The sequence below is a fragment of the Luteibacter aegosomaticola genome (assembly GCF_023078475.1).
GTDB classification, from domain to species: Bacteria; Pseudomonadota; Gammaproteobacteria; order Xanthomonadales; family Rhodanobacteraceae; genus Luteibacter; species Luteibacter aegosomaticola.
In genome coordinates this window covers 1,173,358-1,197,934 of record NZ_CP095741.1, presented here as the reverse complement: position 1 = coordinate 1,197,934, position 24,577 = coordinate 1,173,358, and the positions used below count along the sequence as shown (strand labels likewise).

19 protein-coding genes are annotated in these 24,577 nt (G+C 64.8%); 8 read left to right on the top strand and 11 right to left on the bottom strand.

Annotation, left to right across the window (positions count from 1 at the left end; translation table 11 throughout):
* Positions 1–94: 94 nt before the first annotated feature.
* The 3 genes from L2Y96_RS05300 to L2Y96_RS05290 are packed head-to-tail and all read left to right on the top strand — an operon-like array spanning position 95 to position 3,911.
* On the top strand, positions 95–2,533 hold the full coding sequence (locus tag L2Y96_RS05300; RefSeq protein ID WP_247333482.1) for a TonB-dependent siderophore receptor: 2,439 nt from the start codon (positions 95–97) through the stop codon (positions 2,531–2,533).
* A gap of 50 nt (positions 2,534–2,583) precedes the next feature.
* Entirely contained in the window at positions 2,584–3,741 is a 1,158-nt protein-coding gene (locus tag L2Y96_RS05295) for a PepSY-associated TM helix domain-containing protein (RefSeq protein WP_247333480.1), read from the top strand.
* Entirely contained in the window at positions 3,738–3,911 is a 174-nt protein-coding gene (locus L2Y96_RS05290; protein ID WP_247333479.1) for a hypothetical protein, read from the top strand. Before L2Y96_RS05295 ends, L2Y96_RS05290 begins: the two co-directional genes overlap by 4 nt.
* Before the next feature lie 30 nt (positions 3,912–3,941).
* Here the strand turns inward: L2Y96_RS05290 and L2Y96_RS05285 are convergent, their stop codons facing one another.
* A complete protein-coding gene (locus L2Y96_RS05285) occupies positions 3,942–4,775 on the bottom strand; it encodes an oxidoreductase (protein ID WP_247333477.1) in 834 nt (277 codons plus the stop codon).
* A 133-nt stretch (positions 4,776–4,908) separates the two neighbouring features.
* Between L2Y96_RS05285 and L2Y96_RS05280 the strand changes: the two genes are divergently transcribed.
* Together L2Y96_RS05280 and L2Y96_RS05275 are read left to right on the top strand one after the other, a co-directional pair.
* A complete protein-coding gene (locus tag L2Y96_RS05280) occupies positions 4,909–5,838 on the top strand; it encodes an AraC family transcriptional regulator (protein ID WP_247333474.1) in 930 nt (309 codons plus the stop codon).
* A gap of 110 nt (positions 5,839–5,948) precedes the next feature.
* Entirely contained in the window at positions 5,949–6,323 is a 375-nt protein-coding gene (locus tag L2Y96_RS05275; protein WP_247333472.1) for a hypothetical protein, read from the top strand.
* Between the two features lie 32 nt (positions 6,324–6,355).
* Here the strand turns inward: L2Y96_RS05275 and L2Y96_RS05270 are convergent, their stop codons facing one another.
* The 7 genes from L2Y96_RS05270 to L2Y96_RS05240 form a co-directional block, all read right to left on the bottom strand.
* Complete coding sequence (locus tag L2Y96_RS05270) at positions 6,356–6,802, bottom strand: NUDIX hydrolase (RefSeq protein ID WP_247333452.1); 447 nt, start codon at positions 6,800–6,802, stop codon at positions 6,356–6,358.
* A gap of 404 nt (positions 6,803–7,206) precedes the next feature.
* Positions 7,207–9,015 (bottom strand): glucose-6-phosphate dehydrogenase, encoded by a 1,809-nt coding sequence (zwf, locus tag L2Y96_RS05265; protein ID WP_247333443.1) that lies wholly within the window; start codon positions 9,013–9,015, stop codon positions 7,207–7,209.
* On the bottom strand, positions 9,012–10,838 hold the full coding sequence (locus L2Y96_RS05260) for a glycoside hydrolase family 15 protein (RefSeq protein ID WP_247333441.1): 1,827 nt from the start codon (positions 10,836–10,838) through the stop codon (positions 9,012–9,014). Before L2Y96_RS05260 ends, zwf begins: the two co-directional genes overlap by 4 nt.
* A gap of 178 nt (positions 10,839–11,016) precedes the next feature.
* Positions 11,017–11,979, bottom strand: coding sequence for a glycoside hydrolase family 43 protein (locus tag L2Y96_RS05255; RefSeq protein ID WP_247333439.1), 963 nt, complete (start codon positions 11,977–11,979; stop codon positions 11,017–11,019).
* Positions 11,979–13,508, bottom strand: a complete 1,530-nt coding sequence (locus tag L2Y96_RS05250) for an exo-alpha-sialidase (protein ID WP_247333437.1) — start codon at positions 13,506–13,508, stop codon at positions 11,979–11,981. The genes L2Y96_RS05255 and L2Y96_RS05250 overlap by 1 nt, the downstream gene beginning before the upstream one ends.
* 71 nt (positions 13,509–13,579) lie before the next feature.
* Positions 13,580–16,417: a TonB-dependent receptor gene (locus tag L2Y96_RS05245; protein ID WP_247333436.1), complete on the bottom strand. Its 2,838-nt coding sequence runs from the start codon at positions 16,415–16,417 to the stop codon at positions 13,580–13,582.
* Positions 16,418–16,443: 26 nt separating this feature from the next.
* Positions 16,444–17,625, bottom strand: a complete 1,182-nt coding sequence (locus L2Y96_RS05240) for a glycoside hydrolase 5 family protein (RefSeq protein ID WP_247333426.1) — start codon at positions 17,623–17,625, stop codon at positions 16,444–16,446.
* A gap of 416 nt (positions 17,626–18,041) precedes the next feature.
* On the opposite strand from L2Y96_RS05240, the gene L2Y96_RS05235 reads away from it, so the two are divergent.
* The gene (locus L2Y96_RS05235) at positions 18,042–18,755 is read left to right on the top strand and encodes a FadR/GntR family transcriptional regulator (protein WP_247333408.1); all 714 of its coding nucleotides are present in this window, start codon (positions 18,042–18,044) and stop codon (positions 18,753–18,755) included.
* A gap of 52 nt (positions 18,756–18,807) precedes the next feature.
* Here L2Y96_RS05235 and ybaL read toward each other — a convergent pair whose 3' ends face one another.
* Both ybaL and recQ read right to left on the bottom strand, forming a co-directional pair.
* A complete protein-coding gene (gene ybaL / locus L2Y96_RS05230) occupies positions 18,808–20,469 on the bottom strand; it encodes a YbaL family putative K(+) efflux transporter (protein WP_247333406.1) in 1,662 nt (553 codons plus the stop codon).
* Positions 20,470–20,672: 203 nt separating this feature from the next.
* Entirely contained in the window at positions 20,673–22,484 is a 1,812-nt protein-coding gene (gene recQ / locus L2Y96_RS05225; protein WP_247333404.1) for a DNA helicase RecQ, read from the bottom strand.
* A 179-nt stretch (positions 22,485–22,663) separates the two neighbouring features.
* Between recQ and L2Y96_RS05220 the strand changes: the two genes are divergently transcribed.
* The gene (locus tag L2Y96_RS05220; protein ID WP_247333394.1) at positions 22,664–22,930 is read left to right on the top strand and encodes a hypothetical protein; all 267 of its coding nucleotides are present in this window, start codon (positions 22,664–22,666) and stop codon (positions 22,928–22,930) included.
* Here the strand turns inward: L2Y96_RS05220 and L2Y96_RS05215 are convergent.
* Positions 22,927–23,298, bottom strand: a complete 372-nt coding sequence (locus tag L2Y96_RS05215; protein ID WP_247333392.1) for an MGMT family protein — start codon at positions 23,296–23,298, stop codon at positions 22,927–22,929. The two genes, L2Y96_RS05220 and L2Y96_RS05215, sit on opposite strands and share 4 nt — an antisense overlap.
* Positions 23,299–23,373: 75 nt before the next feature.
* On the opposite strand from L2Y96_RS05215, the gene L2Y96_RS05210 reads away from it, so the two are divergent.
* Positions 23,374–23,778 (top strand): hypothetical protein, encoded by a 405-nt coding sequence (locus L2Y96_RS05210; protein ID WP_247333391.1) that lies wholly within the window; start codon positions 23,374–23,376, stop codon positions 23,776–23,778.
* Positions 23,779–24,577 lie beyond the last annotated feature (799 nt).

The window sequence follows — 24,577 nt, the reverse complement described above, 5'->3', positions numbered from 1 at the left end:
TTCAGAAAAAAATTCTCACAACGACATCCTCATCTGCGCGGCTCATCCGTCATAGGAATGAGATTGATCCTCATTTCTTATATCGGACAACCCCATGCCCTCTCGCTTCACCGGCTCACCGGCCGCTCCTTCGCCCCGCCTGCGCCGCCTTAGCCTCGCCCTCGGCCTGCTCCTCCCGCTGTCGGCCATCGCCGCCGCCCCGGCATCGCTCCAGGCAACGCATGATTTCCACATCAGCGCCGGCCCCCTTGCCCAGGCGCTGAACCGCCTGGCCGAACAGAGCGATACCGTGCTGGTGTACGACGCCTCGCTCACTGCGGGCCTGCAGGCGCCGGCTGTAGATGGCTCGCTGGCGACCGGTGATGCGCTCAAGCGCGTCCTGGCCAACTCGGGCCTGGCAGTGCAGGCTGGCAACGACGGCTCGGTACGCCTCGTACGCAACGGGTTCTCGCGGAGCTCGGCTCCGGCCGCTGCCGCCACCGCCACGCCGCGCGCACCGCGCCGACGTAGCGCCGGCGACAACAAGGTGGAAGACCTCGAAAGCGTCAACGTGCACGGGGTGACCGAAGGTTATGCCGCCAACGAAGTCTCGTTCGGCAAGCTCGCCCTCTCCCCACGCGAAATGCCCAGCTCCGTCTCGGTGGTGACCCGCCAGCGCATGGACGACCAGAACATGGTCAGCGTGTACGACGTGCTTAACCGCACCACCGGCATTACGGCCGTGCCGTACGGCGTCGGCACCTCGTACTTCCAGTCCCGCGGCTACCAGCCGGATGTGCAGTTCGACGGCATCGCCGCGAACAACGGCCTCGAGTACCAGTCGCAGTTCGACCTCGCGATGTACGATCGCCTGGAAATCTTCCGCGGCCCCGCCGGCATCCTGCAGGGCCAGGGCAGCCCAGGCGGCACGGTGAACCTCGTGCGCAAGCGTCCGCTGGAACAGGCCGGCTGGGGTGGCAGCGTGTCCGCCGGTTCGTGGAACACGTACCAGGCCACGCTCGATGGCAGCACGCCGTTAAACGCCGAAGGCACCATCCGCGGCCGCGCGGTGATCTCCGCGCAGGATCACGATTACTTCTACGACAAGGCGAACTCGCGCCACCAGTTCTTCTACGGCGTAGTGGAGTTCGATCTCTCGCCGGATACGATGCTGACGCTCTCGACGGCGTACCAGCACGAACACAACGGCCCGCTCGACTGGGGCCAGTCGGTCTATGCGATCCCGCCGCACGGCCAGGTGCTCAATGCGCCGCGCTCGCAGTTCTATGGCACGGACTGGAGCTACGACAAACCGAACCTCAACGACTACTACGCCGAGCTCGACCATGACTTCGGCAACGACTGGCACGGCAAGGTCAACATCGACCGCCGCTCGACCACCGATGCCTCGAAGTACGGCTATATCGACGGCCTCGTCAGCCCCAACAACCAGGCGGAATACTGGCTGCAGCGCCAGTACACCGATGGCACCTGGACCGGCGCCGATCTGAATATCTCGGGCCCGTATGAACTCTTCGGCCGCACCCAGCAGCTCATCGTCGGCTTCAACTACGCACGGCAGACCGCCGATAGCTGGAGCGGCGGCGGCGACGTGCCGGGCGGCGTGGATGTGATGGACCTCGGTGGCATCGCCTACCCCGACATCCCGTTCGACAACCGCAGCCTCACCGAGACCACGCAGTACGGCTTGTACGCCGCGACGCGTATCCATCCGGCGGAAAACTGGAGCGTGCTACTCGGCAGCCAGTTCACCTACTACCGCAGCAAGAGCCGTGTCGGCGCACCCATCCCGCTGGGCGAATGGACCGACGCGCCCGATGTAAACCACAAGGCATCGCCTTACCTCGGCGTGGTGTACGACATCAACAGCTGGCTTTCGGCGTACGCCAGCTACACCACGGTGTTCGTACCGCAGAGCAACCTCACCTTCAGCGGCACGCCGTTGAAGCCGCGCACCGGCAAACAATATGAGACCGGCCTGAAGGCGGAGTTCCTCGACGGCCGCCTGACCGCCTCGTTCGCCGCGTTCCGCCTCCGCGACGAGAACCGCGCCTACGACGACCCGAACCACCCGAACTACTACATCGCCGCGGGCAAGGCACAAAGCCAGGGCTGGGAAACCGAAGTCAGCGGGCGCCTCGCTGCGGGCTGGGATCTGCAGGCCGGCTATACCTATCTGCTCACCCGTTACCTGAAGGACCCGAGCAACCAGGGCCAGGTGTTCGACGCGGAAGAGCCGAAGAAGACCTTCAAGCTGTGGAGCGTGTACCGCTTCGAAGGCGATAACCCGCACGGCTTCCGCGTGGGCGGCGGCGCGCGCGTGCTGAGCAGCACCACGCGCGGCACGATCACGCAGAAGGGTTACGCGGTGTTCGATGGCCAGGTGGGTTACCAGTTCGATCGCGACTGGCTGCTGACGCTCACCGTCAACAACGTATTCGACCGCAAGTACTTCGCCCGCGTACCTGCGTCGTACTTCGGCATCTACGGAGACCCGCGCAACACCATGCTCACGATCCGCAAATCGCTGTGACCCGCCCGCGCCGCGCGTTATCCGCCACCGCCCTCCGGCGGTGGCGTGCCGTGCACACGTGGTCGAGCCTCGTATGCACGGTGTTCCTGCTGGTGTTGTGCCTGACTGGCCTGCCGCTGATCTTCCAGGATGAGATCGGTGACGCGCTGGGTACGCCGCATTCGGCGGAAGTCGTGGCGGGCACGCCTGCCCTGCCGCTGGATACCCTGCTCGCCTCGGCGCAGGCAAGGTATCCCGGCGATGCGACCAACTTCATCGCGCTGCCGGATGACGATCCGGGCATGGCGACGGTTGGCTTGATCGACCATGCGGGCGGTGCGTTTCATTGGGTGAAGTACGACCGGCACACGGGCACGGTGATCGACGACCAGCGCCAGGGTGGTGCGCAGAAGATCTCGTTCATGGATGTGATGCTTGCGATCCATGGCAGCCTCACCGTGGGTCTACCCGGTACGTTACTGCTCGGCGTGATGGGACTGTTGTTCGTCGCGGCGCTGGTCTCCGGCGTGATGCTCTATGGACCGTTCACACCGCGCACGGGCGCGGGGTCGCTACGCCTGCGTGGGAATCGCCGCCTGCGTTGGCTCGATTTGCACAACGTCATCGGCACGGTGCTGCTGGCGTGGCTCGGCGTGGTCGGCCTGACTGGCGTGATCAACACGCTCGAAAAGCCGTTGTTCGGCCTATGGCAGGCTACCGACGTCGCGAAGCTGCTTGCAGACACCGCGTCGTCGAAGGGCCCCGTTGCCCACGCTGCATCCATGGGATCGCCGCTCAACGACGCGACGTCAACGGCACAGCGCGGTAAATCAACGCAACCCGTCCAGGACGCCATCAACGAAGCGCTCAAACGCCACCCGAACGAAACGGTCGCCAGCATTCTGTTCCCTAGTGAAGCGCGGCATCATCCGCACCACTACCTCGTCTGGCTACACGGCGATAAGCCACTCACCCGCGAGCTGCTGGTACCGGTACTGATCGATGCCACATCGGGTGCGGTACTCGACGGCGCGAAGTTACCCGGCTACCTCACCGCGCTGGAAGTCTCTCGCCCACTGCACTTCGGCGACTACGGCGGCCTGCCGCTGAAGCTGCTATGGCTCGCCTTCGACCTCGGCGCCATCCTCGTGCTGATTACTGGCGTCTACCTGTGGATCAGCCGCCGCCGCACGCGCACCGCGCCTGCCGTCACTGAGGTGATCACATGAGCGCGCGTCCGAGAGGGCTTATCACGCTGCCGCTAGGCATGGCCGCCTGCCTGCTAGCGGGCCTGCTGCTCGCGTTGCTAGCCGGGCCGGCATGGCAGATCGCTGCGTGGGCCCTGCTCGCCGTACCCGTCGTCACGATCGCCCTCCTGATCCGCAAAGCGCTCCTGTAGGAGCGAGCTCCTACAACGGCCTGCGTGCAATCACCCGTCGGTCGAAACCGTCAGCGCTTCCCACTCACGAACAGACGCTTCCGTCGCCGCCAGCTTGTCACGCACCAGCTTCAACGCATCACTACCCAGCAACAGATGCGCAGGCGGATTCGGCGCATCGATCACCGCCAGCATCGCCTTCGCCGCCTTGGCCGGATCACCCAACTGCTTGCCGCTCTTCTCCTCCCGCGCCTGGCGGATCGGATCGAACAGCGCGTCGTAGTCGGCGATCGAGCGCGGCGTACGCGCCATCGAACGCCCCGCCCAATCGGTACGGAACGACCCGGGTGCCACGGCTGTCACGGCGATACCGAGTGGCGCGACTTCTTTACCTAGCGTCTCGGAAATGCCTTCGAGCGCGAACTTGCTACCGCAGTAATACGCGATACCCGGCATCGTGATGTAGCCACCCATCGAGGTGATGTTGAGGATGTGCCCGCGTCGGCGCCCGCGCATGAACGGCAACACGGCCTTCATCATCGCCACGGCACCAAACACGTTCACGTCGAACTGGTGGCGCATCGCGCTGAGCGGCGATTCCTCCATGATGCCTTCGTGCCCATAGCCCGCGTTATTCACGAGCACATCGACAGGCCCGACGTTCTGCTCGATCTCCGCTACGACACCGTCGATCGCATCGAAGTCGGTGACATCCAGCACGCGGCCAAACGCCGCCTGCGGCGCCAGCGCCTCGAACTCAGTTTTCGCCGCCGCGCTACGCACCGTACCCACGACGGTGTGCCCCTGGGCCAGGGCCTCCTGCGCCAGGGCACGACCGAAGCCGCTGCTCACACCGGTGATAAGGATGATTTTCTGGGTTGCCATCGGGATCTCCCTTCAGAGGACGAGGAGTGCATAATCCACCCATACGCCTCAGCAGATAAGCTCCGATAGGCTCATTTTCTTGCCTATTCCTATGACCAAGAAGAAACCCAGCCAACTCGCCGGATCCGCCCCCGTGCCAGCCCAGGCCCGCACGGTTGAGCTACTGCGCGGGCTCGCCCCGGATGAGGGCTACAACCTCACCGCCATCCCCAGCGTCCGCATCCTGCGCTCCGATCGCGCGCTCGCCCGTACCCCGGTGCTCTACGACCCCGGCATCGTCATCGTCTGCCAGGGCCGCAAACGCGGCTACTTCGGCGACGAGCTCTACCTCTACGACGAACACCAATACCTCGCCGTCTCGGTCCCCGTGCCCTTCACCATGGAAACCGACGCCACGCCCGAACGGCCGCTCCTCGCGCTTTACCTGCACCTGGATTTCGCGCTCGCCGCCGAGGTCGCAGAACAGATCGACCGTGAAGGCACGGCCGAACCCGTGCAACCGCCCCGCAGCATGATGTCCACGCCGATGGACGACGCCATGCAGAGCTCGGTCCTGCGCTTCCTCGAAGCCCTGCAACGTCCTCTCGACGCCGCGGTACTCGGCCCCGCCCTGCTCCGCGAGCTCTATTTCCGCGTACTCACCGGCGCGCAAGGCAGCGCCATGCGCAACGCCCTCGCCCTGCGCGGCCAATTCGGCCGGATCAGCCAGGCACTGCGGCTCATCCACGCCTCCTACGCCGAGCCCCTCGACGTCGCGCAGCTCGCCAGCGAAGCCGGCATGAGCGCCCCCAGCTTCCATAGTCATTTCAAAGCGATCACCCAGGTCTCGCCCATGCAGTACGTCAAATCGACGCGACTGCATCAAGCGCGGCTACTCATGGTCCGGCAATCCCTAACTGCCGAAGCCGCCAGCCACGCCGTCGGCTACACCAGCCCCTCCCAATTCAGCCGCGAATTCCGCCGCCTCTTCGGCACCACGCCCGCGGCAGAAGCACGCCGCATGCGCGAAAGCTTCGCCCTCCCCGAAGCCTTCGCCGACGCCATCTACGTCTCCTCCCACTAACCCGCCGCTCGCCCGCCCCGTACACGAACCCCATGTAGGAGCGCGCTTGCGCGCGATCAGGTCTTGAGGTATCCGTGAATCGCGCGCAAGCGCGCTCCTACAGGCGACTGATGAGAACCTTTCCGCTGACCAAGGCCGGCAAGACATTTGCCTTCGAGATAGAGCACACGTACGTCTCGCGACGGGCGGTTGCAAAGCTTTTGAAGCAAGCGGAGGACGTCACGGACGTTCGCCTGCGCAGGCGCTTCGGGAGTTCCGACGATGTGCGCGTCGACTTCAACTACCTCGGTTCCACCTATGTCGTCTGGGAACCCTTTGGTGACAACAGCCGGTACTGGATTGGACCGAAGGAACCAGGGCCGCGCGATCCAGATATCCGTTGCCTCGAAGCCCTGTTCGACGGATATCAGCCGTGGCTGCTTCGCTCGTTGGTAGGCGATGTATTGACCTTGAATCTGTTCAAGCGCCTGGTGCGGCGGCGTTGATGGGGGTGGCTGGATCGCGCGCAAGCGCGCTCCTACGACGTGCGTGCGTCCGCGTAGGTCGAAAACAGGTCTCCGTCTTGAATGGCTTCTAGCGCCAATCGCACATAGGGCACCGTGTTCGCGGGCAACGTGTCGACTGCGAACCACTCAACAGCCGCGTGCTTCTCAGGCTCTATCACCGCGGGTGAACCCGTGACGTCAGACGCTTCGAAGTAAAGACCCAGCCATTCATCGCCGTGGGTGAAGTTCTGCTGCGTGTGCGCCAGGGCCAGCGCTCCGGACGCCGCCACAAGCGACACCTCTTCCCTCAGCTCCCTCGCCGCGGCAACCGACGCCACTTCACCGCCGTCCATCGCACCTGCAGGCAAGCTCCAGTAGCCATCCATCCAACCCGTACCGGAACGAAGAAGCATCAATACCCGATCGTTCCGACGAACGATGGCGAACACAGACACCGAAGCCTTGAAACGATCGCGCATGACATGAGTTCCATGATTGGCCAATGCCAAGCGATACCGGAATATACACGTCGAGCTACCGTCGCTCTCACCATCAAGCCACCGAACCGTCCGCAGCCGTGACCGCCAAGGCCCTTGGTGGGCGCGGCTTCCCAAGGCGTACGAGCGCGAGGCAACGGTAGCCGCATTCGGCATGCACTCGCCGCCGAAGCACGCCGCATGCGCGAAAGCTTCGCCCTACCCGAGCCCTTCGCCGACGCGATCTACGTCTCCTCACACTGACACAAGGCCCCCGTGTAGGAGCCCACCCTGTGGGCGACGCCGTTCGCGACAAAGCCTGAAGAACTGTTGTGGTGAGGCGAAACATGTCGCCCACAGGGTGGGCTCCTACGAAAGAAGAAGGGGCCCCGGAGGGCCCCTTTGGCTTATTTCTTCGTGGTGCGTTTCTTGGTGGCTGCCTTGCGGACTGCCGTTTTCTTCGCGGGCGTTTTCTTGGCCGCGACGACCTTCTTCACCGCCGCTTTCTTCACGGTCGCCTTCTTGGCAGGTGCAGCCTTCTTCACCGACGCCGCGCGCAATACCTTCTTCGCCGCTGCACGCTTCGTGCGCGTCGGCTTTGCCGGCTCCTTAGCCGCCGCCACTGGTGCGGAACCCGCTTCAGCCTTCTGACGCGCCGCGCGGCGTGCCGGCTCGGTGCCGGTGTTCAGCGGACGCCACGAACGGCCGCCCATCGCCAGCAACGTATCCGACGACGCCGGACCCGCGCTGCCCGAGGCATAGTTCGGGAAATCCGCCGGCGTGCGCTGGTGCCAGTCATCGATGACCGGCTGCACCGCGCGCCAGCATGCCTCAACCATGTCCGCGCGCTGGAACAGCGTCGCATCGCCGGTCATGCAATCGTAAAGCAGGGTCTCGTAGCCCACGTTCGGCTCCGCGCGGAACCAGTCGGCGTACTTGAAATCCATGCGCACGGGAGCGAGCTCCACGCGCGGGCCGGGGCGCTTCACGTCGAACTGCAGCGAGATGCCCTCATCCGGCTGGATCTGCAGCACCAACCAGTCCGGCCCGAACGCATCCATGCCCGTGCCGCGGAACGGCGCCATCGGGGCGGACTTGAAGCGGATCGCGATCTCGGTGGTGCGACGGCCCATGTGCTTGCCGGTGCGCAGGTAGAACGGCACGCCCGACCAGCGCCAGGTGTCGATCGAAAGCTTCATGGCCACGAAGGTTTCCGTGACCGAATCCGGCGCCACGTCCGGCTCGTCGCGATACGCGCGGGCCAGCTGGCCATTCACCGCGCCCGGGCCGTACTGGCCCCGCACGGCATCTTCCGGTGCGATCGGGCGGATCGCCTCGATCACCTCGGCCTTGCGCGTGCGCACGGCTTCGGCATCGAACGAGGTCGGCGGCTCCATCGCCACCATGGCCAGCAGCTGGAACAGATGGTTCGGCACCATGTCGCGCATGGCACCGGTCTGCTCGTAGAACGAGCCACGGCGCTCGACGCCCACGGTCTCGGCCACGGTGATCTGCACGTGGTCGATGCGGTCGCGGTTCCAGATGGGCTCGAACAGGCCGTTCGCAAAGCGGAAGGCCATGATGTTCTGCACCGTTTCCTTACCCAGGAAGTGGTCGATGCGGTAGATCTGGTCTTCGCGCAGCACCTTCAGGATGCGCTCGTTCAGCGCCTGGGCCGAGGCCAGGTCGTGGCCGAACGGCTTCTCGATGATGACGCGGCGCCAGTGGTCGCCATCCACGCCGCCATCGTCGGTGAGGCCGGCCTTGCGCAGCTGCTCGATTACATCGCCGAAGAAACGCTCCGGCGTGGCCAGGTAGAACAGGACATTGCCCTGGGTGCCACGGCGGCGATCGATGTCCTTCAGCTTGGTGGCAAGCGAGTGGAACGACGCGGCATCGTCGAAATCGCCGGCGAAGTAGGTCATCTGGCTGCTCAGCCAGCCCCAGGCCTCTTCATCGAGGCGCTGGCCCGCACCGGAGACGTAGCGCTCCAGCGAGGTATGCAGGTTTTTCTTCCAGGCGTTGTCGGACATCTTGCCGTGGTTGAAACCCACGATGGAGAAGTTATCCGAGAGCAGGCCGGTACGGCGCATGTTGTACAGCGCGGGGACGACGAGGCGGCTGGTGAGGTCACCGGCGGCGCCGAAGATCACGACGGTACACGGGTCGGCCGGATGAGCGCGGGAGGTCGCGCGCTTCGGTTGGGCTTGGCTCATGCACTGACTCCTTGGGGAACGTTGGATTCGGGGGATGCGTGGATATCGGCTGTCGCGCTGTATCCGTGCGCCAGGCTAAAGGCGGCATTAACCAACGCGACGTGCGAAAAGGCTTGTGGGAAATTGCCCAGGAGCCGTTTCGAACGGGGATCGTACTCCTCCGAGAGCAGCCCGAGGTCATTCGTGAGTGCGGCAAGGCGTTCGAAGAGCGCCCGCGCTTCGTCCATCCGGCCCAGCATCACGTAATTTTCGACGAGCCAGAAGCTGCACGGCAGGAACTCGCCCTCGCCCGGCGGCAGGCCATCGACGCCCGAGCGGGTGTCATAACGGCGGACAAAGCCCTCGACCAGCAGATCTTCTTCGATGGCGCGCACGGTGGCGATGATGCGCGGATCGTCCGGCGGGAGGAAATCGGTAAGGGTCACCAGCAGCAGGCTCGCATCGAGCTCTTTGGACCCGTAGGACTGGGTGAAGCAGCCACGCTCGGGATCGACGCCCTTGGCCAGGATATCGGCCTTGATCTCATCGGCGATGCTTCGCCAGCGCTTTACATAATGCGGGTCCAGGCCCTCGCGCTGCTGCTCGGCCGCGCGGGCAAACGCCAGCCAGGCCATGACCTTGGAATGGACGAAGTGGCGTGATTCGCCACGGATTTCCCAGATGCCCTCGTCGGGGTGGCGCCAGATCTCGGCCAGGTGGTCGAGGAACACGGCCTGGACGTTGTCGGCCTCCGGATGCAGCACCACGCCGTGTTTCATCGCATGCGAGAACGCGCCGACCAGTTCACCGAAGATATCCAGCTGGAACTGGTTGGAAGCGGCGTTGCCGACGCGAACCGGGCGTGCGCCCTCGTAGCCTTTCAGCCAGGTGAGTTCGTATTCCTCGAGCCGGCGTTCGCCCGCCAGGCCGTACATCACCTGCAACTGGCCGGGGGAGCCGGCCACCGCGCGGCGGACCCAGTCGCGCCAGGCGCTGGCTTCGTCGTGGTAGCCCGCGTTCACCAACGCGGAGAGCACGAAGGTGGCATCGCGTGCCCAGCAGAAACGGTAATCCCAGTTGCGTTCGCCACCGAACTGTTCCGGCAACGACGTCGTCGGAGCGGCGACGATGCCGCCCGTGGGTTCGTAGCTCAGCCCTTTCAGCACGATGAGCGAGCGGCGGACGAGATCGCTCCACTCACCGCTGCCATTGCATCGGTTGGACCAGGCTTCCCAGTAGTCCAGCGAATCCTTCAAGGCCTTCCGCGGATCCAGGGGTTCGGGTGGCGGCAGGTGCGACGGGCCCCAGGCGAAGACGAAGGGGGCGGATTCACCGGCCGCCACCTGGAAGCGGCCAACGCTTTCCATGCCCTCGCCTTCCATCTCGACCGGCGTGCGCAACGCCACCATGTCGGGGCCGGCCACGGCGGTCAGGGTGCCGTCGTCGCAGGTCGTGACCCAGGGCAACGCGTTGCCGTAATCGAAGCGGACCGTGAGGCGGCTTTCGAAGTCGACGCGGCCTTCCAGCCCCTCGACGATCCGGGTGATGCCGACCTGGTCGCCGGCGAACGGCATGAAATCGATGACCCTGGCTTTGCCAGTAGCCGTGGTCCACACCGTCTCCAGAACCAGGCTGCCATCGATGTACTGGCGTGTACTCGTGGCGTCGGGGTCGGCCGGGGCCAGTGACCAGCGGCCATTGCCTTCGTCGCCCAGCAGGGCGGCAAAACAGGCGGACGAGTCGAAGCGTGGCAGGCAGAGCCAGTCGACGGAGCCGTTGCGCCCCACCAGGGCCGCGCTCCGGCAGTTGCCGAGCATGGCGTAATCTTCGATCCGGGATGCCATCGTGCCTCCGTTTTCGCTAGTGCTAACCCGTTAACGGTAGCCAGCGAAACGTTAGGGCGATGTGTCCGGCAATGTCTTGCGAATGCGCGCCGCCGCTGTTGTAGGAGCGCGCTTGCGCGCGATGGAGCTGGCGGCAGCGTGGATCGCGCGCAAGCGCGCTCCTACAAGAGCTATGGGGTTAGCGGGGTTCGGGGAAGATGGGTTTGCCCCTCGGGTCCCAGCTCAGTGGCTGGGCGTGGGGTGCGCGGCGGGCGGTGCATTTCCAGTCGGGGCCGCCGTTGGCGTGGTAGATGATCCAGTCGGTCTTGCCGTCGGGCGATTTGAAGAAGCCGTTGTGGCCCGGGGCGTAGACGTTGTTTCGCGGCGAGCTGGCCATGACCGGCTTCGGGGACTTCACCCAGGTGGCGGACGCAAGCAGGTTCGCTCCCTTTGCCGCGGTCAGCAGGCCGATCGAGTAACCATCGGCCCAGCATGCGCTACCGGAGTAGCTCAGGTAGGCCGTGCCATCGGGGCCTTCGATGAACTCGGGGCCCTCGAGGATCTTTCGACCCCCCTGCATTTCCCAGGTGAAAGTCGGCGTGGCGATATCCACCTGGGGTTTGCCAAGGGTCCACGGGTTCGGCATAGGCGCGAGGACCAGGTCGCTGTGGTCGCCCACATAGGCCGAGTACGCGAAGTAGCGGTTGCCCTGGTACTCGAACACCGTACCGTCGATGCCGTTGAGATGCGTCGCCAGCATGCCCTTGTCGACCCACGTCCCCGTGGTCGGATCTGCTGCGGCGTTCTCCAGCACGAAGATGTGCCGATGGGCGTCATCGTTGTGTTGCTTGTCGGCGGCCGTGTAGTACAGGTACCACTTGCCGTCGAGGTAGTGCAGCTCCGGTGCCCAGACGGCCGCCGAATTCGGGCCGGAAGCCGGCGGCGTCCAGACGGTGACCGGCGGCGCATCCCTCAGCTTCTGCAGGTCCGTCGTCTTCCGGATCGCGATGCGGTCACCCATCGTGTTCATGTAGTAATACACGCCATCGCGCTGCGCGACCCACGGATCGGGACCGGAAGGCAGCAGCGCCTGTGCGCGGACGGAGGCACCTCCCGCCATCACCCCAGCCGCCACAAGCAATGCGCCGATCAGCGGCCGCATCAGGGACTCACCTGCAGGAAATCGATATCCAGCACGTGCGCGCCGCCATCGATATCGATGGTGTTGCTACCTGGCAACAGCTTCACCCGCGTCTCCAGCATCGACCATCCATCATGGTCATCGCGCACTGTACCTGCTGGCTGGCGAGCGCCGTTGACGGCGAGCGCCGGCACGCCCGGCAAGCCGACGGTCTGGAAGCGAACGCGCAGCGTGCGCTCACCGGCCCCGGTATTCACGTCAAACGTCAGCCGGCCATCGCGGCCCGCACCGAGCCGCGCCTTGCGCCCGTTCGACGCCTTCGGATCAGGGATGGCAACACTGCCTTCCCGCGCGGCGTCTTCCGCTTCAAACCGCTCGAAATCCAGCGCGGCCGATTGATAGAGCACTTCATTCGCCCATTCGGAGGTGGGCTCGGTGGGCGACGACGAGGTCGTCACATGCAGGAAACGCCCATCCGCACGGCGAATCAACGCCTGTGTCCAGCCAGCGTGGATGTTGCCGGTGCGCTTCTGCACCGGAGCCGGTGCTTCCCACCACGGCCCGCGACCTGAAGCGTTGTTCCAGTACAGCGAACGTCCACCTTCATCGCCACCACCGCCCGCGCGCTCGGCGGAGATCACCAGCGTGCCCTCCGGGCCACCGATCGGGAACCACTGCACGACAGGGCATGCCGACGGCCACGCGCCCGAAGCGGTCGCCACCGGCAGGCCATGCCGTTGCGGATCACCCCAGTCGAGGCCATCGCGGCTGAACTTGATGTGCACCTGGCCATTGTTCGGGCCGTCGATGTTTTCGTAGGTCATGGCATAGCGGCCATCGCCGAGGCGCGTGACAACGGCCATGCCTGGCCGCTCGACGCCACCCGGAATGGCCACATCCAGTACTTCGTTGCCCCAGGTCTTGCCGCCGTCGGTGGACAGCTTGTGCCCGAGCGCCTGGTTATAGCCTTCAGCCTTGTGCTGCTCGGTGGAGTAATACGCCACCATGCGGCCATCATCGAGGATGTGGATGTTGGTCTCCCACACTCCCTTGTTGTCCTTGTCCTCGGGTTTGCCGCCGCCACGAATGACCGAGCCGCGGTAATGCCACGTCGCGCCCTGGTCGGTGGAGGCGTAGACCTGCAGATCCTCCGACGACACCCTGCCCTCGGCGTTATTGCCTGTGGCATTCGCCGAAAGAATCAACGTGCCCGCGGGCAGGCCGCCACTGGCGCGCGGCATCCGCATCAGGTGCGGCTGCCAGCGCAACTGCCATGCCGGGTCCTTGTGCACCTGGTCGGTGACGTTGCCCACCGATTGCCAGTGGTCACCACCATCATCGCTACGCCACAGCGCGATACCCGCCATGCCTTTCTGCTCGAATGCCATCAGCAGGCGGTCGGTGCCCTCGCCGATGGGCGTGACGGTGACATAACCCGAACCGTCGGCGAGATGCGTACCGACCACCTCCGGCATGGCCGGCGCCGCGCAGGCACCGGTGGTGACGGAAAGCAGGGCCAGGGCGAGCGCGTGGCGCTTGAACGACATCATGATCGTGTTATCCCTCGTGAAAAAAAGAAGCGTATCGGGACGCAATGCCCGATACGCCAGGGAAGAAAACGTCAGAGCTTGAGACGGATACCCACGCCGACGCTACGATCCTGGTAGCGGATATCGCGCGGGCGGCTGGTGCCGTCACCGAAGTACTGGTGCAGGTTGGCGCCAAGGATATTGGTGGCGTTGAACACACCCGTCAGGTTCTTGGTGAAGTCATAAGCCAGCGAGAAATCGACCTGGTTGGCGGGCTTGATCCAGTCGTTCACACCGGCGACGTTCACCGCGTTGAAGCCATCGATGTAGTGGCTGCGGTAGTTGTAAGCGAGACGAGCCGACACGCCGTACTTTTCATACATCAGCACGGCGTTGCCGTTGTTCTTCGACACGTTCTGCAGCGGCGCGGCCACCACCGGGCCACCGATGTACTGCGGCGAACGCGTGCTGCCTTCGATGTACGTGTAGTTCAGCTGCACGCCCAGGCCATTGAACGCACCCGGCAGGAAATCGAAGAACTGCTGGTAGGCGACTTCGGCACCATCGAGGTGGCCGGAACCCGCACTCTGCGGCGACGACAGCTGGTACGGCAGGCCGCCGATCGTCACGTCCGTCACGTAGTTCTGGATGTAGCCCTTGATGTCGCGATAGAACGCGTTCGCGCTCACATAGCTCGACTGACCGAAGTAGTACTCCAGCGAGGCGTCGTAGTTGGTGGACTTGATCGGCGTGAGGTTCGGGTTACCGCTGGCGGCCGCACCGGCACGATTGATCGTCGGCGGGTTCAGCGAGATCGACGGATTCAGCTGGCCGAAGTCCGGGTACGTGATGGTCTTGGCCGCGACCAGGCGCAACTGCAGCTGGTCGGTCATGTGCAGGTTGAAGCTCAGATTCGGCAGGTACACCGGCGCATTCGTGCCGGCGCTGATCGGCGTGTAGATGTTGGTATCGGCGTTATAGGAGTACGCATTCAGGCGACGCAGGTTGCGCTCCATGCGGAAACCCATCAGGCCGTCGAACGGCATGCCGAACAGATCGTTGCCATAGGCCACCTGCAGGTAGCCGGCGATCGCCTGCTCCTTGATCTGGTAGTAACGGCCCGGATTCTCGGGCGCCAGGCCGGTCGGCAGGCCGTACAGCGCGCGCAGGGCGTCGGCATTGTTGGTCAGGTAGCTATACGAACCCGTCAGCCAGTTCGTCGGCAGCGCCGAGGTGCTGGGCATGGCCGTGAAGTAATCGCTCGGGAAGCGCGCGACCACCTGGTTGGCCGGGTTCGGATTGGCCGGGATGTCACCCGTACCACCCGGCGGCGGCGTGGAGATTTCCACGCTGCCGACGTACTGCGCCTTGTGGTTCGAATAGCGCAGGCCGAAATCCGCGTACTGGAAGAAATCGCCAGCAAAATCGTAGTTACCGTCGGCGCGCCAGGCGAACTGCTTGGCCTTCTGGTTATTCCAGGTCTGGAACAGGCCGTTGAGGTAGAAGTTCGACGGATTCGTTTCGGGATTTCCGGCCAGGCCCCAGTTGGTGTGATCGCCCTGGTTACCGCTCCACACCGTCGTGATCGGCCCCTTCAGGAAGGTATCGATGATGAAGGTCTGCTCGTTGAACGAGGTAGAGTTCCACGAGAAATCCGTGGAGAGGCTCAGCTTGTCCTCATGCCACTTCGCACCGATCGAGTTCTGGATATCGTGGCCCCGTTCCTGGTGGGCCTGGGTGCTAGTCGCCGCGTAGCTGTTGCCGCTCCATGTGGCGCTGGTGGCATCGCAGATGCGCTGGCCGTAATAGGCCGAGCCGGTCTGCTGGTTGGCGTAGCAGTTGTTGCCGACGGTCACCGAACTCGGGTCGATGGCACCGGTGGGGAAGCTGAAGAAGAACGGCTGGTTGTACTGGTCGTTCATCCAGTCATACAGGCCTTCCACGTAGAACTCGGTGTTGTCGTTCGGCTTCCACTGCAGCGCGTAGTTCGCTTCCTGGCGCTTGCGCTTGCCGAGGTTGTAGTCGGCGCCGAAGCCGTTCGGTGCCGAGATCAGGTCGCCGCCACTGGAACGGATCGGGTCGCCGTTGGCGCCCGTCAGCACCTTGGGATAGTCGGCCCAGACGGCGTTGTAGTCGTAGTGTTGCTCGCTCGCGCCTACGTTGAGCAGCGCGCCGAATTCACCGGCATCGGTGTGCCAGCGGTTGCTCAGCAGCAAGCTGCCCTGCGGGTCGTTCTTGTCGGCGTAATGGCTATGGGTTTCGTTGAAGGTCGCCGAGACGCGCGAACCGTCGAAATCCAGCGGGCGGTACAGCTGCATGTCGACCACGCCGGCGATGCCGCCGTCGATCATGCTGGCTTCGCTCGACTTGTAGACGTTCAGCGCCTTCACCGCCGTGGCCGGCAGGTTCTGGAACGCGAAGGCGCGGCCGACGCCGGAGAAGATCTCGCGGCCGTTAAGCGTGGTGGCCACATTGGGCAGGCCGCGGATCACCACCGAGGTGGTTTCGCCCTGGAAGCCCTGCGCCACCTGCACACCGGTGATGCGCTGGAGCGCATCGGCCACGCTGTTGTCGGGCAGCTTGCCCACGTCTTCCGCCACGATCGAATCGACGACCATGCGCGAGTCCTGCTTGATCTGCTGCGCGCTGGAAAGGCTCTCGCGCAGGGCCTGCACGGTCACGCCATTAAGGTTCACCGCGTTCGCGGCCGCATCGCGCTGCGCCGTGGCGGCGGGCTTCTTGCCGTCCTTACCGGCCGCCTGGTCGGCAGCCTGGTCGGTGGTTTGCGGGGCGGGCGTGGCGGTCTGGGCGACAACACCGGCGGGTGCCTGGGCAGTGGAAGCAGCCGGGGCGTCGGCGGCGTACACCGGCGACAAGGCAGCAGCGATCATCGACGCGAGCAGCGTCGTTGGGATGGACAAGCGCTTCATGGAAATCTCCCCTCAGAGATTAGGTATCAGCGAACGTTCTTGACGGCTTGGAGCGGATACGACACGGCGTCTGGCGGCACCACACCCCGTGGCGAGGTCGAAAGCAGGCGGACAATCTCGACTTCACGCTGGCGGTACGGCGTGCCGTCGGTATGCAGCAGGTCGTGGAACCAGAGCACGGGCGGCTTGGTCACGTAAGGCTTGTCCCAGGAATCCCAGGGCATGGTGGTCTGCGTCTTCCCCTCGACGAAACCCCACTGGATCATGCCGACATCCAGCTTCTTGCCCAGCGGCAGGATGCCGTCGATGGTGGAACCGGCGCCGCGGGCCATGTATTCCGTACAGATCATCGGACGGCCGTACGGCTTCAGCTGCGCGACACGGGAGACGAACGTCTCCGGCCAGTCGTAGCTGTGGAAAGTGATGATGTCGGAGCGCTCGAGCTGGGTGGTCTCCACCGCGTTGAGCTTCGCACCCGGCGCCCAGTTATCGTCATGCCATACGCCGCTGGTGAGTGGCTGCGTGGGTGCCGCACTGCGCGCCCAATCGAACACCTGGGGCAGCAACTGGGCGACGCGATCAAACTTGTCCTTCGGGTTGGTGGTGTAGTTGCCACCGCCGGGGTTATCCGGTTCGTTCCACACGTCCCACGCGAGGATGCGCGGATCCTTCGCGAAGGTTTTGACGATATCGACGGTGTAGTCCTTCAGCCGGGGATACTGGCTGGGATCGTCCATCGCTACGCCAGGGCCCTGAACCCAGCCGGAGTTGTGCACACCCGGCACCGGCGCGTGCTGCTTGCCGAGCTTCGGCGTGGGATCCCAGCAGGAATCGAACAGGACCAGCACGGGCTTGATGCCGTGACGGGCGGCGATGGCAAGGAAGGTATCGATGCGCTTCTTGAAGCCTGCGGCGTCCTGCTGCCAGAGCTGGTCGTGCAGGAACACACGCATGGTGGTCATGCCAAGCTTCTGGGCCCAGCCAAGCTCTTTGTCGATACGGGCGGCATCGAAGGTATCGGCCTGCCACATCTCGAACTGGTTGATCGCATCGGCGGGGATGTAGTTGCTACCGACAGGCCATGCCTGCTTCGCGTACCAGGCGTTCGCCTGGGCGGGCGTCCAGCGCGCCGCGTCAGTCGCCGAAACCATCGGCGCCACCAGCGCGATCGCCAGCCCCACTGCCTGTGCCCAACATGCCTTCGCCATGCTGCCCTTCCCTCAATGGCCGCGCTTTTTGTCAGCGCGGGCATGCCTTCCCCATGGGCGGCCTGACAGGTCACCCGCTCGTCGCTTGTGTTGTCCCCACACCCGCCTGACTCGGCGGAACATCAGTCAAACATATTGTCCTACAAAGTCGCAAGTGTCCGATTTTACTTAGGTTCTTTTGCCGCACTGCGGCAAAAGAAGGTTTGAGTGAGAAAGTTCGGAGAATGCGACGCGTTTTCGTCGATGCGGGACGTTAGGTGATGTAATGCGCGGGCCTCCCTGTCGCAGCGCCGCACGAAAAGCACCGATGGCGCTTACGAAACTCGCCGGGAAGACGTCCACCATCTGGCGGTATTCGTCCCGATCTGCATATAGTCCGTTTATATGACTAAGTGCATGTCACAGGGCGGCCTTCAGTGAAAAAACCAGGTACGGCGCGCAACCTGCACGGCCATGTCGTGCAGGAGCTTGGACAGCGCATTGTCGGCGGCAAAGTGCGGCCAGGCGAGATCTTTCCCCGCGAGGAAACACTGGCGGAGAGCCTGCATGTCAGCCGCACCGCGTTGCGCGAAGCGCTGAAAGTGTTGTCGGCAAAGGGCCTCATCGAATCCCGCTCGGGCGTTGGCGCGCGCGTGCTCGACGAGCGCTACTGGAACCAGCTCGACCCCGACGTGCTCGCGTGGCGTTGCGCCTCGATGCCGACGGATGACTTCGTCCACAAGCTGGTGCAGATGCGCAAGATTATCGAACCGGCCGCCGCGGCCGCCGCAGCGAGTCACCGCAGCGAGGAACAACTGGCGAGCATCGAAGCCGCGCTCGGCCTGATGGAAGCATCGACCACGCTCGACGAGTGGGCCGATGCCGACCTGAAGTTCCACGATGCGGTACTGCGCGCCACGGGCAATGAATTACTTTCATCGCTCTTTACCGTGATCGAAACCGCGCTGGGCACGTTTTTCGTGCTGTCCGCGCGCACGACGGCGAATTTCAAATACTCACTGCCGTACCACCAGCAGGCATTCCACGCGATCCGCGATAGCGACCCGAAGGCGGCGAGCGACGCCATGCTGGCGATGATCAACGATTCGGAGAAAAACCTGCAGCCCAGCGCGGCGGCACGCCAGGCCTGAAACACCTGGCGCTACGCCGGGCACAGCACGTCGGGCCTAGCGTCGATCGCACTCAGTGACCGCCGTGCCCCGCGGCTGCGACCTTGGGCTGAGCGGCTTCGAACATGCTGTGGGCCAGTTCCTGCTCGCCATAGATCACCTCGCTGGCACCCAGGCCCGCCAGGTGGCTCACGCATTCGGGTGAGTGGGCGCGGGCTACGATCGGCAGATCGGGACGCACGGCACGCGCCGCACGCACGACCTGGCCGCCTTCAAACGGATCGGGCACCGCGACGATCAGCGCACGCGCCGAATTGAGGTTGGCCTCGGCCAGTACCGGTGCTGCGGCCGCGTTGCCGATCACGATATCCGCCCCGCCCTGTTCGCGAAGATCGCGCACCGCGTCTTCGTCGGTCTCGATCACCAGGATGGGCGACCCCGCCGCGCTCAGCTCCGCGAACACACGACGACCGACGCGGCCAAAGCCCACGAGCACCGTGTGGCCACGCATGTTCGGGTGCTCTTCCGGCGCGTCGGCATCGTGTTTCGCCACCCAGCGATCGAGGGCGACGAACAGCAAGGGGTTCACCAGGATCGAAACGATGGCAGCGGCGAGCAGGATGTCGCGCGCTTCTTCACTGAGCAGGCCGAGCGACACGCCGAGGCCTGCCAGGATGAAGGAGAACTCGCCGATCTGCGCAAGGCTGGTAGCGATGGTCAGCGCGGTCTTCTTCGGCCGGCCGAACATCCGCACGATGAAGAACGCAGCGGCCGACTTACCGACGATGATGATGAGGCACGCGGCAAGGACGAGCCACGGCTGCGAGATGAGGATGTGCGGATTGAACAGCATGCCGATCGAGACGAAGAACAGCACCGCGAACGCATCGCGTAGCGGCAGCGTTTCTTCCGCCGCCTGCTGCGAGAGTTTCGACTCGCCCATCATCATGCCGGCGAAGAACGCGCCCAGCTCGAACGACACGTCGAACAGATGCGCAGCGCCGAACGCCACGCCCAGTGCAATGGCGAGCACGGCGAGCCGGAACAGCTCGCGCGAGCCGGTACCCGACACTGCCTGCAGCATCCACGGAATGGCGCGCTTACCGATGATCAGCATGACGGCGACGAAGAGGACCACTTTGCCGATGGTCATGGCGACGGTCTGCACGAGTTCGCCCATGCCCGGCGCCGGACCTTCGTGGCCTTCGCCCAGGAAACCGGCCAGCGCGGGGAGCAGCACGAGCGCAAGCACCATCGCGAGATCTTCCACGATGAGCCAGCCGACCGCGATGCGACCGCGGTCGCTATCAAGCAGGCGGCGTTCCTCCATCGCACGCAGCAGCACCACGGTGCTTGCGACCGACAATGCCAGGCCGAACACGAAGCCCTGCGCCATGGGCCAGCCGAGCGCCCAGCCCAGCAACATGCCAAGCCCCGTCGCCACGCCCATCTGCACGGCGGCACCGGGGATCGAGATGTTCTTTACCGCGAGCAGGTCTTTCAGCGAGAAGTGCAGGCCCACGCCAAACATGAGCAGGATGACACCAAGGTCCGCGAGTTCCTGCGCGATATGCGCGTCCGCGACGTAGCCCGGCGTGAACGGCCCGGCCACGACGCCCGCGACCAGGTAGCCGGCGATGACCGGCAGGCGGATGCGATTGGCGATGGCCCCGAAGATGAAGGCGAGGACGAGTCCACCGACGATGGTGGCGATGAGTGGCGTGGCGTCGTGCATGGGCGGCTCCCTGAGTCGTCGTTAGCCGCGGCGGCGCGCCGCGGCATGCACCCTCGTCTCGTCACGTCGGCGAACGTATCGATGTGGGGCTAGCCCCTAAGGTTTGGGGACACCACCCCTGCGATGCAAGCGTTTCGGCCGGATTTTTTTCAACGCTGGCGCGGGTTTGAGAATACTCTCAAACCCGCGCCAGCCAACCCATCTCATTCGGCGGCCGTGAGGACCGCAAGGAAATCCTTGCCATAGCGCTTGAGCTTGCTTTCGCCCACGCCACTGATGGCCGAGAGCTCATCCTCATCCTGCGGCAGCGCACGCAGCATGGCGAGGAGCGTGGCATCGTGGAAGATGACGTACGCCGGCACGCCGTGTGCCTTGGCCAGCTCCGCGCGAACACGGCGCAGGTCGTTCCACAAGGGTTCTTCCGTCGCCTCGATACCAAGCGTACTGCCCGCGGCGGGCGCCGAGCCTTTCGTGCGCCGGCCTTTTGCAGGGCGGGCATCCTCGCGCAGTTGTACGGTGCGCTCGCCCTTCAACACCGGCCCGCTCTGCGCCGACAGACGTAGCGTGCCGTACCCCTCCGGATCGGCCTCGATCAACCCCGCTGCAAGCAACTGGCGGAAGACGGAACGCCACTGCGTGGCATCCATGTCGGCGCCGACACCGAAGACACTGAGCTTGTCGTGGCCCAGGTCGCGTACGCGCTCACCGGCCTCGCCGCGCAGGATTTCGATCAGATGACCCGCGCCGTAGCGCTGGCCGCTTCGGTAAATGGCCGACATCGCTTTTTGCGCGGCGAGCGTGGCATCCCAGGTCTTTGGAGGGACGAGGCAGTTATCGCAGTTGCCGCAGTTTCCACCATGGCTCTCCGCGAAGGCTTCGAGCAAGAGCTGGCGGCGGCAGCGTGTCGCTTCCGCATAACCGAGCAGGTTATCGAGCTTGAGCCGCTCGATGCGCTTGCGATCGTCGCCCGATTCGGACTGCGCGATCATCTGGCTCATCGTCACTACGTCGCCCAAGCCGTAAACCATCCAGGCTTCGGCAGGCAGGCCATCGCGACCGGCGCGGCCGGTCTCCTGGTAGTAGCCCTCCATGCTGCGCGGCAGGTCGAGGTGTGCGACGAAGCGTACGTCGGGTTTATCGATACCCATGCCGAACGCGACGGTGGCGACCATGACGATGCCATCCTCCCGCAGGAAACGCTGCTGGTGGCGCTGGCGGGTCTCCTGGTCGAGGCCGGCGTGGTATGGCAATGCATCGACACCCGCTTCCGCGAGCCATGCCGCGGTTTCATCGACCTTGCGCCGGCTCAGGCAATACACGATGCCTGCGTCGCCGCGGTGCGCGTCGAGCAGATCGAGCAGCTGGCGGCGTGCGTTCTGCCGAGGTGCCACGCGATAGCGGATGTTGGGGCGATCGAAGCTGGAAACGAAGCGTTTGGCCTCGCCCAGGCGCAGCCGGTCAACGATTTCCTCGCGGGTCCGCTCATCGGCGGTAGCGGTGAGCGCAATGCGCGGCACTTCCGGGAAGCGCTCGTGCAACAACGTGAGCTCGCGGTACTCCGGGCGGAAGTCGTGGCCCCACTGCGAGACGCAGTGGGCTTCGTCGATGGCGAACAACGCGATGGGAATACGATCGAGCAGCGCGAGGAACCGGCCCGTCAGCAGTCGCTCGGGCGCGACATAGAGCATGTCGATCTCGCCGGCGAGCAACTGGTCTTCCACTTCGCGCTGGGTCAGCGCATCGAGGCTGGAGTTGAGATAACGCGCCCTGACGCCTGCTTCGAGCAGGGCATCGACCTGATCCTGCATGAGCGCGATGAGCGGCGATACCACGATGCCGGTGCCATAACGCATGAGCGCCGGGATCTGGTAGCAGAGCGATTTGCCGCCGCCCGTAGGCATGAGCACGAGCGCGTCGCCGCCACCGGCGACTTCCTCGACGATGGCTTGCTGCTGGCCGCGGAACGCGGGGTACCCGAAAACGGAATTTAGGATGTCAGAGGCGGAAGACTGCATGCGCCCATGCTAACAAACCGGGTCCTCCGGCCTGAACGGGAACCCTCCCAAATCAGCGTAGGCCTACACCGTATTCAGCCGTAAGCGCTTGTCCCGTCTGCTGGCGAAGGCGCGTAATGGACGTGGGCTAAGTGCCCGCCAGCCACCGGCTTTTTCCGGGCACCCAAGGGGACGACATCATGCGCACCGTATTGCCCTTCCTGACGCTGCTCGCCTGCACAGCGTCACCCGTTCTGGCCGCCGACGGCGGTGCGATCCGCTTCTCCGGCGCGATCCTGGAGCCCACCTGCCCTGCTGGCGACCCCGCGACCGCCTGCGAACGCCAGGCGGCTGTCGAAACCACGACACGGTCCACAGCAAGCCTGGCCCGTGTGCCGCTATTCGCATACGCCATGGAACGAGATCCCGCCACGCGCTGGCGCCTCCTTGAGGTGGTGTACCGCTAAGCGCCCGGGAAACCCCAGATCGCGCGATCCAGATCATGGTCGAGGCCGAAGGCACTCATGGGCACACGGCCGTCCTTCACCGTGACGCCTTCGGCTTTCAATCGGCGGCACTGCTCCCGGTAGCCCTGGGTGCCTGCGGGGATGCCAATGCGGCCATCGGCGCGCAGCACGCGGTGCCACGGCAGGTCGAGGCGGCCTGGCGCCTCGCCCAGCACCCGCCCGATCAGGCGCGCGCGTCCCGGGTAGCCGGCGCGTGCGGCAATCGCACCGTAGCTTGCGACCCGGCCACGGGGTATTGCGGCGACGGCCGCGATGATGCGCTGGGCGCGCAGGGCGCGGGCTTCGTCGTCGTCGAGTTCTTCAGCCATGGTGGATTCGTGCATGCCAAACGAAACATGGTGAGCGTACCATCGGGGGTCCAAGTTAGAGCCCAGGGCAAGACCATGCGTCACTTCGAGGCGATCCGCTCCCATGTCGGCGGCATCCACAAGCTGCGGCAGAATGAGCCTTACGTCATCAGCTTCGATCTGGAGCTGCCGGATGGCCGCCATCAGGGCATTTACCTGGCTGAGCTTGAGGATGGCGATGGCCAGCGGTTCCTACGCCTTTCGACGCCGATTGGGCCGCTTTCGGGCCTGGATGCGCGGCGTTGCCTGCGTTTCAACTGGGAGCAGCGTACGGGTTATCTGGCGGAGGCCGATCTGGATGGCTCGCCGTATCTGCACCTTTGTGAGAACCGGCCTTACGACTACCTGGATGAGCGCGAGTTGGCGCGGATCATCGAGGAGCTGGGCGCCACGGGTGACCAGCTGGAGCAGGTCGTGAATGGTGAGGCTGACGCGCTGTAGGGGTTCTACGGCTCGCCTTCGGCATCGCGTGGCTCGGCTTTCGCCATCGCGTTCGCGCTCGGACGTCTCCGGAAAGAGCCCTTGGCGCCCACCCTCGCTGCTCAGACAAGTCTCCAACGTTCGAAAAGGATGCCCCTCCGGGGCCATGTACCTGATTGCCCTACGGGCGCGAACCGGCGTGCGGACGGGGGTTTGAAACTCGCCATCCATGGCTCGGTTTCAAACGACCGGCCATCCATGGCCGGCCCCGCCTGCGGCGGCTGTTCCCGTCCGCCCACCTCGTCTCCGACAACTCGCCTCGAGGGTGGGCGCCAAGGGCTCTCGGACACACTGAGGCAAACCGATGGGAAAGCCACCGCCAGCAACACGGCCGCCCTCGCGGCACCCCACACCTGACAAACGGCCGTAGGAGCCCACCCTGTGGGCGACATCTTTCGCCTCAGCGCTCAGGCCCTCTCGTACGGCACGATCGATCAAGAGCCAAGCGCCGCAAGACCCGGAATGTGCCGCGAACGGCGTCGCCCACAGGGTGGGCTCCTACAGGAACGTCGCGGGCACGTCGGTGGGTTTGTGCCTCGGGCGACAAGGCCGGCCGCCACGACCATGGTGCCGGCGGTCCCATCACACATCCTCGGTGCCTCGGAGAGTCCTCGGCGCCCACCCTCGAGGCGAGTTTCGCAGGCGAGGGCGACGGGCGGGAACAGCCGCCGAAGGCGGGAGCGGCCATGGAGGGCCGCTCGTTTGAAACCGAGCCAGGATGGCGAGTTTCAAACCCCCGCCCGGCGACCGGTTCGCGGCC